13 protein-coding genes and 1 pseudogene are annotated in these 12,758 nt (G+C 72.4%); 10 read left to right on the top strand and 4 right to left on the bottom strand.

Translation table 11 applies throughout. The features are described 5' to 3' along the window. Positions 1-21: 21 nt before the first annotated feature. Complete coding sequence (locus ACIA79_RS19345) at positions 22-822, top strand: VOC family protein (RefSeq protein WP_399429519.1); 801 nt, start codon at positions 22-24, stop codon at positions 820-822. 97 nt (positions 823-919) lie between these two features. On the opposite strand, the gene ACIA79_RS19350 is transcribed toward ACIA79_RS19345, so the two are convergent. Further along, a complete protein-coding gene (locus ACIA79_RS19350) occupies positions 920-1,618 on the bottom strand; it encodes an alpha/beta fold hydrolase (protein WP_399429520.1) in 699 nt (232 codons plus the stop codon). Between the two features lie 185 nt (positions 1,619-1,803). Here ACIA79_RS19350 and ACIA79_RS19355 point away from each other — a divergent pair, with 185 nt between their 5' ends. The 3 genes from ACIA79_RS19355 (at position 1,804) to ACIA79_RS19365 (ending at position 4,543) form a co-directional block, all read left to right on the top strand. Then, complete coding sequence (locus tag ACIA79_RS19355) at positions 1,804-2,826, top strand: LacI family DNA-binding transcriptional regulator (RefSeq protein ID WP_399429521.1); 1,023 nt, start codon at positions 1,804-1,806, stop codon at positions 2,824-2,826. Between the two features lie 159 nt (positions 2,827-2,985). Beyond that, positions 2,986-3,255 (top strand): hypothetical protein, encoded by a 270-nt coding sequence (locus ACIA79_RS19360; protein ID WP_399429522.1) that lies wholly within the window; start codon positions 2,986-2,988, stop codon positions 3,253-3,255. Positions 3,256-3,358: 103 nt separating this feature from the next. Then, complete coding sequence (locus ACIA79_RS19365; RefSeq protein WP_399429523.1) at positions 3,359-4,543, top strand: thiolase family protein; 1,185 nt, start codon at positions 3,359-3,361, stop codon at positions 4,541-4,543. 87 nt (positions 4,544-4,630) lie between these two features. Here ACIA79_RS19365 and trxA read toward each other — a convergent pair whose 3' ends face one another. From trxA to ACIA79_RS19380, 3 genes are all read right to left on the bottom strand, one after another. After that, positions 4,631-5,017 (bottom strand): thioredoxin, encoded by a 387-nt coding sequence (gene trxA / locus ACIA79_RS19370; protein WP_399429524.1) that lies wholly within the window; start codon positions 5,015-5,017, stop codon positions 4,631-4,633. Between the two features lie 117 nt (positions 5,018-5,134). After that, positions 5,135-5,587, bottom strand: a complete 453-nt coding sequence (locus ACIA79_RS19375) for a hypothetical protein (RefSeq protein ID WP_399429525.1) — start codon at positions 5,585-5,587, stop codon at positions 5,135-5,137. 81 nt (positions 5,588-5,668) lie between these two features. After that, the gene (locus ACIA79_RS19380; RefSeq protein WP_399429526.1) at positions 5,669-7,285 is read right to left on the bottom strand and encodes an alkaline phosphatase D family protein; all 1,617 of its coding nucleotides are present in this window, start codon (positions 7,283-7,285) and stop codon (positions 5,669-5,671) included. Between the two features lie 149 nt (positions 7,286-7,434). Between ACIA79_RS19380 and ACIA79_RS19385 the strand changes: the two genes are divergently transcribed. The 6 genes and pseudogenes from ACIA79_RS19385 (at position 7,435) to ACIA79_RS19410 (ending at position 12,750) form a co-directional block, all read left to right on the top strand. Continuing rightward, the gene (locus ACIA79_RS19385; protein ID WP_399429527.1) at positions 7,435-8,400 is read left to right on the top strand and encodes a pirin family protein; all 966 of its coding nucleotides are present in this window, start codon (positions 7,435-7,437) and stop codon (positions 8,398-8,400) included. A 641-nt stretch (positions 8,401-9,041) separates the two neighbouring features. After that, a complete protein-coding gene (locus ACIA79_RS19390; RefSeq protein WP_399429528.1) occupies positions 9,042-9,800 on the top strand; it encodes an alpha/beta fold hydrolase in 759 nt (252 codons plus the stop codon). A gap of 152 nt (positions 9,801-9,952) precedes the next feature. Continuing rightward, positions 9,953-10,783 (top strand): hypothetical protein, encoded by an 831-nt coding sequence (locus tag ACIA79_RS19395; protein ID WP_399429529.1) that lies wholly within the window; start codon positions 9,953-9,955, stop codon positions 10,781-10,783. 181 nt (positions 10,784-10,964) lie between these two features. Next, positions 10,965-11,150 (top strand): annotated as a pseudogene (locus tag ACIA79_RS19400) (sodium:proton antiporter); the annotation flags it as partial. Between the two features lie 417 nt (positions 11,151-11,567). Continuing rightward, positions 11,568-11,948 (top strand): hypothetical protein, encoded by a 381-nt coding sequence (locus ACIA79_RS19405; RefSeq protein WP_399429530.1) that lies wholly within the window; start codon positions 11,568-11,570, stop codon positions 11,946-11,948. A gap of 331 nt (positions 11,949-12,279) precedes the next feature. Continuing rightward, the gene (locus tag ACIA79_RS19410) at positions 12,280-12,750 is read left to right on the top strand and encodes a hypothetical protein (protein ID WP_399429531.1); all 471 of its coding nucleotides are present in this window, start codon (positions 12,280-12,282) and stop codon (positions 12,748-12,750) included. Positions 12,751-12,758 lie beyond the last annotated feature (8 nt).

Raw genomic sequence — 12,758 nt, forward strand, 5'->3', positions numbered from 1 at the left:
CGTGCATCGGAGGGACCACCCATGCTGACGACCGATTACGTTCCGGGCAGCCCCAACTGGATCGACCTCGGGACCCCGGACGTCGACGCCGCCGTCTCCTTCTACTCCGCGGTGTTCGGCTGGACCTTCCAGTCCGCCGGCCAGGACGCCGGGGGATACGGCTTCCTCCAGCTCGACGGCCGCACCGTGGCGGGTGTCGGCCCGCTCACCGAGGAGGGCGCCTCCTCCGCCTGGACGGTGTACCTGCTGGCGCGTGACGCGGACGCGACGATGGACGCGGTGCGGCAGGCGGGCGGCTCGGTGCGGGTCGAGCCGATGGACGTCTTCACCTCCGGCCGGATGGCGGCCTTCACCGACCCTACGGGCGCCGGCTTCGCGGTGTGGCAGCCCGGCGACGTCAAGGGCTTGGACCTCGTCATGGAGCCCAACAGCCTGTGCTGGACGGAGCTGTACACCACCGACGCGGACGCGGCCAAGGACTTCTACCGCGCGGTCTTCTCCTGGGAGTACCAGGACATGCACATGGGCGACGACATGGTCTACAGCGTCGTGTCCTCGCCGGGCGGCGGCCGGGGCGAGGACACCGGACAGGGCGGCATCATGCGGTTGCCCAAGGAGAACGTGCTTGCCGGGTCGACGTCCGAGTGGCACCCGTACTTCGGTGTGCTCGACTGCGACGCCGTCTTCGCGGGCGCCACGGGCCTGGGCGCCACGACGCTCGTCCCGCCGACCGACGTACCCGGTGTCGGCCGGATCGCCATGCTGAAGGACCCGGCCGGAGCTCCCTTCGCCCTGATCAAGGGTGACCCGACCCTGACCTGAGGGCGCCATGGCGCGAGGGCGCGCCATGGCCCGGGGACGTCTGGACGTGAGGACGCGGGGGCCGGCGAGCAGCCGGCCCCCGCGCCGCGCACCGGCGTCAGACCCAGCCGTCGAGCGCCGCCATGAAACCGCCGAAGTCGTCGCGGTGGATGGTGTGGCCCGCCCCCGCGACCGTGCGGACCTCGAAGCCGCGCCCCGTCAGCAGTGCGGCGTGCCCGGCCGACACCAGTCGACTGGGGTCGGCGAGCGTCACGAGCGACGGCACGGCGGCCCCGGCGGGCAGCAGATCGGTGTCGGCGACGGCCTCCAGGCCGTACGCCGTGGCCTCGTCCCACACCTTCAGGGTCTCCAGCTCGATGTCGACGTCCACCGCGTCCCAGCGGGGGTTCATCGCCGTGATCTGCTCCCGCGTCGCCGCTTTGGCCTGCGCCAGGAGAGCACCGCGGTAGCCGTCGCGACCGCCCGGCAGGTGCCAGGCGGGATCCGAGTAGACCGCGCGCCGCGGCGCGAGCCGCTCGACGGCGCGTGACAGCGTCAGTCCGCCCAACGAGTGCCCGACGGCCAGCTCGGCGCCGGCGGGCAGCGTCTCGACCAGGTCGTCGGCGAAGTCCTGGACTCCGTAGCTGCCGGCGCGGCCACTCGCGCCGTGCCCGCGCAGGTCGACGGCGACCACGCGGTAACCCCGGGCGGCCAGGGCGGGGCCGACCCGCCGCCAGGTGCGGTGGTCGGCCATGATGCCGTGGACGAGCAGGGCGAGCCGGTCGCCCTCGCCCCACGTGGTGGTGTGCAACCGCACGGTGAACCCTTTCGTTGGAGCGTACGACGCGGACCAGGAGACGGGACGGAGCGGCGGCACGGCAAGGGCGCCCGGGCCCCGGCCGTGTGGGCACGTGTCAGTGACGCCGGTTCCCGCGGACGGCCATGACGTACGGCCATCCGCCGGACCCGGGCGGTGACCGGTCTGGAAAGATGACGGGAGCGATGAGCCAGACACCCCGACAGCCCACCGACCGCCCCGTCCCGACCAGCGCCGATGTCGCGCGGCAGGCAGGCGTCTCCCGGGCCACCGTCTCGTACGTGCTCAACAACACCTCGGCGGTACGGATCAGCGAACCGACCCGCCGGCGCGTACGGCAGGCCGCCGAGGAGCTCGGGTACGTGCCGCACGCCGCCGCGCGCAGCCTGCGCGCGGGCCGCACCCGCATCGTGCTGCTGCCCACCGGGCACATCCCCGTCGGCCCTTTGTACAGCCGCTTCCTCAGCGAACTCCAGGGCGCCCTGCGCCGCCTCGACTACACGGTCGTGCAGTACGGCAGCACCGGCCTGGACGGCGACGAAGCGGCCCGCGCGTGGGCGGAACTGCGCCCGGTCGCCGTGGTGTCGTTCGGCGAGGTCGCGCTGACCCCGCAGGGCGTCGCCGTCCTCAAGCGGTCCGGGGCCCGGGCCGTCATCACGCTCGGCCGGCAGCCCGTCGAGGGCGCCCACGCGCTCGCGATGGACCAGCGGGAGGTGGGCGCCCGCGCGGCCGCGCACCTGCTGGAGCGGGGCTACCGGCGCATCGGTGTCGTCGTCCCCGAGGAGCCCGGCCTGGAGGTGTTCTCCGGTCCGCGCCTCGACGGCGTACGCGCCACCGCGGCGGCCGCCGGCGCCGGGGTCAGCCCCCTGGCGCTGGGCTACACCGAGGAGTCGGCCGCGGCCCTCGCCGCGCGCTGGGCCGAGCTGGGCCTGGACGCCGTGTTCGCCTACAACGACGAGTACGCCATGCTCCTGATGCGCGCCCTGCAGGACGCGGGCGTCGACGTGCCCGGCGACACGGCGGTCATCGGAGCCGACGACCTCCTGCTGGGCCGGCTGCTGCGGCCCCGGCTGAGCACGGTGCGGATCGCCATGGAGACCGGGCAGCGGCTGGCGGAACTGGTCGACCGCGTGGTCCGGGACCCCGAGGGCGCACCGGAGCACCACGACCTGATGGCGGCCCGGGTGATCCCCCGCGACTCCACCTGACGTCCGCGCGCCCGGCCGGGCGCGTTGCCGAACGAGGTCTCGCGCGGCGCGGCGCTCCTCCCGTGCGGGCGCCGTCTCCCGCTCCCGTACCCTGTCGCCGCCCGCGCCGCCGCCCGCGTGGACGTGCGCGCCGCGGTGAACCTCTCTAGCGTCGCCTGCATGAACACCGTTCCGCAGCGCTTCGAGATCCTCGTCGTCCCCGAGCACGCCGAGGGCCGCGACCCGGCCCGCCTTGCCGAGGTCGCCATCCGCTCGGGCGTGGTGCGTGCCACCGGTGAGCTCGGCGTGTCCGGCTATCCGCGGTACGAGGGCGACGGCATGGAGGCCGAGATCGACCCGGAGACCCGCACCGTCGAGGCGCTGCTCGTCGACGGCGCCGAACTCGACTACGGGCTGTCCGCGCGCGTCTCCGGCCGCACGGACTCCTGACGGGCGTTGACAGCCGATGCACCGGGCACGGAAACTCGGCTGAGCCCGGTGATGCACATGTGTTCGCCCGGCCGGCAACCCAGGTGACGTGGGAGAGGACCCGATGAGCATCCGCGACGTCTACATCGTCGACGCCGTCCGCACGCCGATCGGCAGGTTCGGGGGCGCCCTCTCCTCCGTGCGGCCCGACGACCTCGCCGCGCACGTCGTCAAGGCGCTCGTGGACCGCACCCCCGGCCTCGACCCGGGCCGGATCGACGACGTCTACTTCGGCGACGCCAACGGCGCGGGGGAGGACAACCGTGACGTCGCGCGCATGGCCGTCCTGCTCGCCGGGCTGCCCGTCTCCGTACCCGGCGTGACCGTCAACCGCCTCTGCGGCTCCGGTCTCGAAGCCGTCATCCAGGCCGCCCGCGCCATCGCCCTGGGCGACGCCTCCGTCGTGCTGGCGGGTGGTGTCGAGTCGATGTCCCGCGCCCCCTGGGTCCTGCCGAAGCCCGAGCGCGCCTTCCCCGCCGGACACCAGGAGCTGTACTCGACCACCCTCGGCTGGCGCATGACCAACCCGAGGATGCCCGCCGAGTGGACCGTCTCGCTCGGCGAGGGCGCGGAACTGATCGCCGACAAGCACGCACTCACCCGCGAACAGCAGGACGCCTTCGCCCTCGCGAGCCACCGCAAGGCCGCCGCGGCCTGGGCGGAGGGCCTGTACGACGGGGAGGTGGTGCCGTACCGGGGTGTCGAGCTCACCCGGGACGAGAGCATCAGGGACACCACGTCCATGGAGGCCCTGGCCAAGCTGAAGCCGTCGTTCCGTCCCGACGGCACCGTGACGGCCGGCAACGCCTCGCCGCTCAACGACGGCGCCGCCGCGCTGCTCCTGGTCGACGACGCGGGCCTGCGCGCCTGCGGTCGGGAGCCGCTCGCCCGGATCCGCACCTCGGCCGTCACCGGCATCGAGCCGCAGCTCTTCGGGCTCGGCCCGGTCGAGGCGGTCCAGCGGGCGCTCACCAAGGCCGGCCGGAGCTTCGCCGACCTGACCACGTTCGAGCTCAACGAGGCGTTCGCCGCGCAGTCGCTCGGCTGCCTCGCCGAGTGGCCCGACCTCGACCCGGCCGTCGTCAACCCGCGGGGCGGGGCCATCGCCATCGGCCACCCGCTGGGTGCGTCCGGTGCCCGCCTCGCCGGGGCCGTCGCCCACCAGCTCGCCGCCGCGGGTTCGGGCACCGGCCTGGCGGCGCTGTGCATCGGGGTGGGCCAGGGGCTCGCGCTGGTGCTGGAACGCTGAGCGGCCGCGGCTCCCGGGTCCGCGGCGTCGGCTGGCGCGACGCGTCCGGGAGCCGCGGCCGCGAGCCGCGCGCGAGGCGGGGGAGGGTCAGGCCTGCCCGTCGGGGCTCCCCTGGGCCTCCGCCTCCTTGATCGACCGGCGTACCTCGTCCATGTCCAGCTTGCGGGCCTGCCCGATCACGTCCTCCAGGACGGGCTCGGGCAGCGCCCCCGGCTGGGCGAAGATGGCGACGTTGTCACGGACGATCATCAGCGTGGGGATCGACTGGATCTGGAAGGCCGCCGCCAGCTCGGTCTGCGCCTCGGTGTCCACCTTGGCGAACACCAGGTCCGGGTGGCGCTCCGAGGCCTTCTCGTACACCGGGGCGAACTGCCGGCACGGCCCGCACCACTCCGCCCAGAAGTCGATCAGTACGAAGTCGTTGTCGCCGACGACCTGATCGAAGTTTTCCTTGGTGAGCTCCAGAGTGCTCATCTGCCTGCCTCTTCCCGGTGTCCGTCGGTATGGCTGCCCCGCACAACGGTGACCGGGGCCTGCGCTATTCCGCCTGCCCGGGTGGCACCGCCGCACACACCCCGGCGCGGCGGGGTCTCAGCACTTGACGGACGCCTGGGAGGCGGCGATCGCGTGGTCCAGGGCCTCCAGCTGCGGCCTGAGCCGCTGGGCGGCCTGGTCGCCGTTCGTGTCGCGGGGCAGGGCGTCGACGGCCCGCGCGAGCCCGTCGTACGCGTCCGTGACCCCGTCCGCCCTGGCCTTCGGGACCTTATGGGCGCTGCGCGTCACGGTGTCGAGGGCATGGGCGACGTCCTCCCGCAGGTCCCGCACGTCGTCGAGCCCGGCCGACGTGCGGCCGAGGTCCGCCAGCCGGCCGGCGTCCATCCGCAGCGCGCCGAGGTCCTCGCAGAGCGTGTCGGTGGCCGCGCTCGCCTCCTGGGCGGGGGTCGGGCCGTCCCCGGAGCAGCCGGACAGGACGAACAGGCCCGCTGCCAGCAGCGCGGCGGCCGCCGCGCGCGCCATGACGGTGTAAGCATTGACGTCGCCCATGACCCCATGCAAAGCCCGGGCCGGGCGGCGTGCCCGCGGATGCGTCCGGACGGGTGAACGCGCGACGGCGCCGGGCCGCCGTCACGCCGGCTGGAGACCGGGGCTGTCCGCCGAGGTGACGAACGTGGCTGCCGTGCCGAGGGTCCCGGTGGGCGTGGTGACGGCCGAGACCGTCCGGAAGGTGATGCGGGCCTGGCTCGGGCCGAGCGCGACGACCGTGTAGCCGCGGCGTCCGTTGTAGAACTTCATGTGCGGGTTGGCCTGGGTGAGGCTCGCCCAGTTGTCGGGCCGGTCGACCCCGTCCCGGCCGCTGGTCAGCGACGTCGCGGCGATCTCCGTGCCGACGGTGCGGGAGGCGGGGTCGTCGAAGTCGGCCTTCAGGTCGAAGGCGTACCCCACGTGCGCGTCACCCGACAGCACCATCAGGTTCGTCAGCCCGGCGGCCTGCGCGCCGTCGAGGAGACGCTTGCGGGAGGCGGGGTAGCCGTCCCAGGCGTCCATGGAGAGCTTGTGGTCCGCGGAGGGGACGTTGCGCCGCCGCGCGAAGACGACCTGCTGCGGCACCACGTTCCACACCGCCCGGGAGCCCTTCCAGCCGTCGATCAGCCACCGCTCCTGCTCGGCGCCGGTCATCGTCCGCGCCGGGTCCTCCGACTCGGGCCCGGGTGTCTGCCAGCCGTCGCCGTACGCCTGGTTGGAGCGGTACTGGCGGGTGTCGAGGATGTCGAACTGCGCGAGGCTGCCGAAGCGCAGCCGCCGGTAGAGCCGCATGTCCGGGCCCTGCGGCTGCTGCGGCGCGCCGAGGGGCAGGTTCTCCCAGTAGGCGCGGTAGGCGGCGGCCCGGCGGAGCAGGAACTCCTCGGGCGGTACGTCGTTCTCGGGAACGGCGCCCGCGTAGTTGTTCTCGGTCTCGTGGTCGTCCCAGGTGACGACGAAGGGGTGTGCGGCGTGCGCCGCCCGGAGGTCCGGGTCGGACTTGTACAGCGCGTAGCGCAGCCGGTAGTCCTCCAGGGTGACGGTCTCGCGGTTGAAGTGCGCGGGCAGCTGCCGGTCGGTGTAGCGGCGGTGGCCGCCCGCCGCGTCGACCGGGTACTCGTAGATGTAGTCCCCGAGGTGGAGCACGAAGTCCACCGCCTCACCGGCGACGTGCCGGTAGGCCGTGTAGTAGCCGTCGAAGTACGCCTGGCACGCGACCGCCGCGAACGACAGCTGGGAGCTGTAGACCCCCGGCGCGGTACGGGTCCGGCCCACGGGGCTGATCCAGGTGCCGGTGCGGAACCGGTAGTAGTAGGGGCGCTCGCTGAGGAGGCCGGGCACCTCGACGTGGACGGTGTGGTGGAACTCCGGGTGGGCCGTCGCCGTGCCGCGCTTGACGACGAAGAGGAACCGCTCGTCGTAGGCGAGTTCCCACTCCACCTCCACCCGCTCCGCCGGCAGCCCGCCGTCCGGTGCGTACGGGTCGGGTGCGAGGCGCGTCCACAGCAGGACCGATTCGGGCAGCGGGTCACCGGAGGCGACGCCCAGGGTGAAGGGGTTCGTGGTGATCCTCCGGGCCTCCAGCTCCGCGGCGGCCGCGGCACCGGCGGCGGGCAGGTGAGTGGAGAAGGCCAGTGCTGCTGCGGCGCCCGCGACGGTGAGGAACCGGCGGCGGCCGATGCGCTGGGCGGCGGCCCGGAGCTCGGGCAGGTGAGTTCTCATATGGGGCGTCATATGCCCGCTCCAGAGGTGTTCTTGGCCGCCCCATCCGGGTGGTGTCGGGGGACAGTGCCCCGGCCGCCCGACGCCCGGTCGTACCATCGCACCGGCGGCACCCTGTGCGGGTGGCGAAGTTCGCTAGGTTGGGCGCCATGAGCAATCTTGATCGTCAGGCCGTCCCCTCGGTCTGCGGTGGCCGCGGGTTCGTCGTCGCCGAGCCGGTACGGGAACTGCTGAGCCCCCGCCACGTCCGGCTCGGCGAGTCCACGGAGGTGCGCCGGCTGCTCCCGAACCTCGGACGCCGCATGGTGGGCGCGTGGGCCTTCGTCGACCACTACGGCCCCGACGACATCGCCGACGAGCCCGGCATGCAGGTGCCGCCGCACCCGCACATGGGGCTGCAGACGGTCAGCTGGCTGCACGACGGCGAGGTGCTGCACCGCGACAGCACCGGCAGCCTGCAGACGATCCGCCCCCGCGAGCTGGGCCTGATGACCTCCGGCCGGGCCATCTCCCATTCGGAGGAGAGCCCGCGTCCCCACGCCCGCTACCTGCACGGCGCCCAGCTGTGGGTGGCCCTGCCCGGCGCCCACCGCCACGTCGAACCGCACTTCCAGCACCACGCCGCACTGCCCTCGGTCACGGGGCCCGGCCTCACGGCCACGGTGATCCTCGGCGAACTCGACGGCGCCCGCTCGCCGGGCACCACGTACAGCCCCCTGATCGGGGCGGACCTGGCCCTGACACGCGGCGCGGAAACGCGCCTGCCGCTCGAACCCGACTTCGAGTACGCGGTCCTCTCCATGTCGGGCGAGGCCCACGTCGACGGCGTCCCCGTCCTCCCCGGCTCGATGCTCTACCTCGGCTGCGGCCGCACCGGACTCCCGCTGCGCGCGGAGTCCGACGCGGGGCTGATGCTGCTGGGCGGTGAGCCGTTCGAGGAGGAGATCGTCATGTGGTGGAACTTCGTGGGGCGGAGCCACGAGGAGATCGAGCAGGCGCGTGACGACTGGATGAACAGCACTCGCTTCGGTCAAGTGGAGGGGTATGCCGGAGGCCGGCTGCCCGCACCCGAACTCCCGCCGGTGGCGCTGAAACCGCGAGGAAGAATCCGTTGACCTGTGCTGGTAGGACGCAGTCGGGTGCCCTTTCGTGGAGGCGATGCGATCCCGCTGGCCGTGAAGCGGAAGCATGCGTCTCATGTCGCTAGCGGCCCCTGTCAGGGGCGGCCCCGCGGTCCAAGGTGTGGTCATGTGAGAGCGGCTTCGGTAGACCGAATGCTGACCCGATGCCGACTTTGCTGAAGGGGCGTCAGATTGGCTGCCGGACGTGTTCCGGGCGCAGGCCCCTGCGGTCAAGAGTCGGCAGTCCTTGGTGTCTCGCCGTCATCGCTGGCTGATGGCCCCGATGCCCGGTGGCCCGGTGATGAGGCGTCTGCCGGATTCAGTGCACCGGTGTGACGAGGGCAGCCCAACTGTGTGACCCCGACAGGATCGATTGCCGTCGGAGTAGCCACGAGAACGCACGATGACGACTCCTGTCGCCACGCTCAGCCCTCGGTGAAGGGCTCCCCTCGGGGCTCCCCTCGGGGCGACCAGGGCAGGCGGCTGCGGGGTTGGTCGGGGACGGCCTGTCCCTTCTGGTCCGGCACTGCTGTACCCGCCTTCTCGGAGGGCTCACGAGTCACCAGGTCCGACGAGTCACCCGCATTCCGACACGGCCCAGTGCCGTGTTTCACGTGCGCGGCTATGCTCGACTCGTGGGCAAGGCCGTGGTGGTGCGCGATGGTGCTGGGCCGGAGATCCTGCTTGTGCATGGCGGTGCCGGGCCGCGGACGACGTGGGGTGCACTGTCTCCGCTGGCCGATCGGTGGACGCTTGCCCACGTCCATCGGCGTGGTTATCCGCCGAGTCCACCACCACGGGAGGGCCAGGACTTCGAGGTGGACGCCTTGGACCTCGCGCCACTGCTCGTCGGTCGTCCGCACGTCGTCGCCCACTCGTACGGCGTCCTGGGAACGTTGATCGCGGCCGCTGCCGCGCCGGGCAGCGTGCGCTCGCTCACCCTGATCGAACCGCCGCTCACCTACCTGGTCCCTCACGATCCCGAGGTGGCGCGGCTCGAGCGCATCGGCGATGCGGTCCTCACCCACGGAATGGACACGGACCCGAGCGAGCTGCGCGAGTTCCTCCGTCTCGCGGGTGCGCCCGTCGGCGACGGCCCGCTCCCCGAGGACGTGGCCGCCGGCGTCCGGCGTGCGCACGGTGGCCGACTGCCCAGCCAGTCACGCCCACGGCTCGACGCGATCCGTGACGCCGGCGTCCCCGTGCTCGTTACGTCCGGAGGCCACGCGGCCGCGCTCGAGCGGATCTGCGACGCTCTCGCGGCTGCGCTCAGCGGCGAGCGCAGCGTACATCCGGGCGCCGGTCACTTCGTCGCCGCGGCACCGGGCTTCGCCGAACACCTTGAGACCTTCTTGCGCAAGAGCGCCATGTGGCGAGCTTCCTGCAACAGGTGAGCGCGGCGGCGACTGGCAGCCGTCGTGTCCGGCGCGAGCCGGCCTGCGACGCGGCATCTGTAGTGCGTCGTGATTCTGAAGCCGGTGGCGTAGCGCTGATGACCTGCGGTCGTGGGGCGTTACGGGCAATATTCTTCGCTGAAATGGTGCCTGTGACGCTCGTTCTGATGGAGCGCCAGGCACCCTTCGGCGGCGCCGAGCCGGAATTCGGTGGTCACACCGCGGAGTGGGTGGACCAAGAGACCGAATACTGTGCGGCATGGGCCCATGGCGAGGGGGCCGTGCAGCTCAAGCCGAACATCCGTCCGGCAGCGGCCCACCGTGCCAGCGGCGCGGCGGAGAATACCTCGGCGACACCGATGGGCTTAGGCTGGAACGGCTCCTTCGCCGTCACGGACCGGCCCGAAGCGGGAGTGCTCGTCGACGGTGCCTCCCTGCCCGGCAACGGCCTCCTCGTCCTGGCCGAAGCGCGCCAGGACATCGACGAACTCTCCGACGCCCAGGTGCTCCAAGTGGCCCGGTTCGCCACCGAGTCGGCCCGGCGCGCGGCCGAGCGACTCGGGTGCGAGGGGCCTTTGGGGCAGCGACCCGCGACCGTCGACCGCAGCAGGTGGCAGAGGCGTCCTGCGGCCCAGGCGGAGGGAACCTGTCGTGGCGTCCTCGGCCCGCAGGACGCCGCCCGGCTGCGGATAGCGACGGTGTCGGAGATGCCGGTCGGAGGCGCGCTCACCGAGGAGTGCTCCGTGAAGCTGCCGGCCAAGGGCCACCACGTCCGACTGACCGCCTACTCCGGGCCATCCGCGCAGCAGGAGACGTACCTCGACTACCGCTGTCCCGGCAGCGTGAAGGGTGCGTTCATGCGGTCGCACCCCAGCAGGGGCGCCCTGGGGACGGCGTACTTCAAGTTTGAGGAAATTCCAGGCCGGACACCGAAAAGGGGGTTCGAAGCAGTGTCGGCCGTGAGGACCCGCAACGGTTGCTGACGGCCTTCGCCACTGCTTCGGCGGCTCGCCACGGGTGTTCCGTGGCCTGACCACTCCACCCCCGACTACCGGCTCCCCGGGGGTGCGCTCACTGCGGTCATCCGCCCACGTCGTCAAGACGGGTGTGAGGTACAAGTGCCGCGTTTCGTAAGCCGCGCTCGTCGGACGGGTCGGTGCCGCACTGCTCATCGCGGTTCCGCTCTCCGGGCTCGCGGCCCGGACTGTGCTGTCCAGGTCCTTCCTGTTCCTGGTCGGTGGTGCGCTCGTCAGTGACGGGTTTCTCGAGGCTGATCCACATCACGCCGGAGAGCGAGATCGTGTGGCGGTCACCGCCGACTTGGCGTTGTCCGCTGTGCTGTTCACGGACCCGAGCGGCGCACACGCCGAGGCGTCCTTGGAGGGCCCGAACCAAGGCGCGACCAGCTTCTCGCGTCGGTCGAAAGAGCAGCACCGACGTACCTATTGCCCGACTGTTCGACGTCGGTGACCTCGCAGGGATTCCGGAGAGCCGGGACGGATCGCCGGCCGACCGCGCGGGCCAGGACCACGACGGTGCATCCGCTGCGCCGGGCCCGCGGTGATGACACCGTGCGAACGGTCGAGCCCCGAAGCGCAGGTACCAGCCTGTGCCGGGGTCTGGTGCGGCCCGGCAGGCGACGGCGGACAGGACTGCCGTGCACAGGCAATGACCTGTGACGGAATCGGTGTCACCATCGCCGCATCGCGTAGGCGCCGGCAGAGGCTCCCGCAGCCCCTTGGTTCCGCGCGCCCTCAAGGAGAGTGAATGTTCCATTGGCTGTGGATGGCCTTCTGGTCGGCCATCATGCTGCCTCTCGCCGCGGCCTTCCTGGCGGGGCGTGTGCCGGGGTGGATCCGGCGGCAGTCCACGTTCGGCGGGCTCAAGGTGCGAGGGATCGCAGCACTCGTTCTGTACCTCGGTCTGCTGGTTCCGCCCCTCACGGCTCTGTCCGGAATGCCGGCCGAGAGCACGAACCTCATGCGCATGGCCCTGGTACCCATGACCGTCGTCACGGCACAAGGGCTCATCGTGGGGGCGAACCTCTGCGAGCGTTTCAACCGCCGTGAGGCGGAGCGGGCGGCCTCAGCCGCTGTTCCCACGCCCTGGTCGGCCGTCACGTCCGGCCGCCAGGGGGGTGCGTCGTGACAGGGCGCCCGGGGCGCGCGGCCGGTCGGTGGTTGGCCATGACCGGCGCGATTCTCCTTGTTGCCGGGAGCGTGATGTACGTGCTTCCGGGGCCGGGCTCGCCCCTGCTGGGTGCTGGAGCGGTACTTCTGCTCATCGCCGCGGTTCTGCGCATGTGCGGCGAGAAACGGTGACGGCCGTGGACCGGCGCGGCGCACGGCGTCGATAGCGGCGGGAGCGGCGACTGCGCATCGAGGAACTGGCGGCCGGCATGGAAGCACCGTCCGGGCCGCTCGTCTGGCGCGCGGGAGGGACCGGCGGGGTCGCAGCCGCGGGGTGGTGTGCTGTGCTCGTGGCGTTCGCCGATCGTCCGGCCGGTGGGTTCCTGGCCGATCCGCAGCCCGGCCCGTTGTTCTTCGCGGTATGGACCTCGGTGGTCGCCGCGTGGGTGTGCTGCCGTTTGGGCATGTGGCGCGTCACCGCCGACCTGGACGGAGTGCACATCCGCAGGTTCTGGGCGGTGAGATGCGTGCCGTGGTCCGTGATGGATCGCGTCGAGCTTCGCCACGACGGATTCCTCGAGTTCTTCGGCCCCGGTACGGCGCCCATGGCCGGCCTCTTCCTGCCGCTGTGGGCAAGCCGTCCGCTCCGCCGCTCCAGCGCCGGCACGCAGGCGGCGGACACACTGACGGTGCTGTCCAGACGCCCCGACCTGCGCCCCAAGGGCCAAGCCGGCCGGGCTGTGACAGGCGGGGCGTTCGCCTGGTGGGCGGTGCCGCTGGCCGCCGCGCTCTTCACCGCGGCAGAACTTCTCCATCGGTGACGTCTTCG

Origin of the sequence: Streptomyces sp. NPDC051310 (assembly GCF_044455245.1) — a bacterium.
GTDB lineage: Bacteria > Actinomycetota > Actinomycetes > Streptomycetales > Streptomycetaceae > Streptomyces.

Bases quoted from the DNA above. Each gene is read 5' to 3' on its own strand.
- ACIA79_RS19345 (WP_399429519.1), top strand. From the start codon at position 22: ATGCTGACGACCGATTACGTTCCGGGCAGCCCCAACTGGATCGACCTC.
- ACIA79_RS19355 (WP_399429521.1), top strand. From the start codon at position 1,804: ATGAGCCAGACACCCCGACAGCCCACCGACCGCCCCGTCCCGACCAGC.
- ACIA79_RS19360 (WP_399429522.1), top strand. From the start codon at position 2,986: ATGAACACCGTTCCGCAGCGCTTCGAGATCCTCGTCGTCCCCGAGCAC.
- ACIA79_RS19365 (WP_399429523.1), top strand. From the start codon at position 3,359: ATGAGCATCCGCGACGTCTACATCGTCGACGCCGTCCGCACGCCGATC.
- trxA (WP_399429524.1), bottom strand. From the start codon at position 5,017: ATGAGCACTCTGGAGCTCACCAAGGAAAACTTCGATCAGGTCGTCGGC.
- ACIA79_RS19375 (WP_399429525.1), bottom strand. From the start codon at position 5,587: ATGGGCGACGTCAATGCTTACACCGTCATGGCGCGCGCGGCGGCCGCC.
- ACIA79_RS19380 (WP_399429526.1), bottom strand. From the start codon at position 7,285: ATGAGAACTCACCTGCCCGAGCTCCGGGCCGCCGCCCAGCGCATCGGC.
- ACIA79_RS19385 (WP_399429527.1), top strand. From the start codon at position 7,435: ATGAGCAATCTTGATCGTCAGGCCGTCCCCTCGGTCTGCGGTGGCCGC.
- ACIA79_RS19405 (WP_399429530.1), top strand. From the start codon at position 11,568: ATGTTCCATTGGCTGTGGATGGCCTTCTGGTCGGCCATCATGCTGCCT.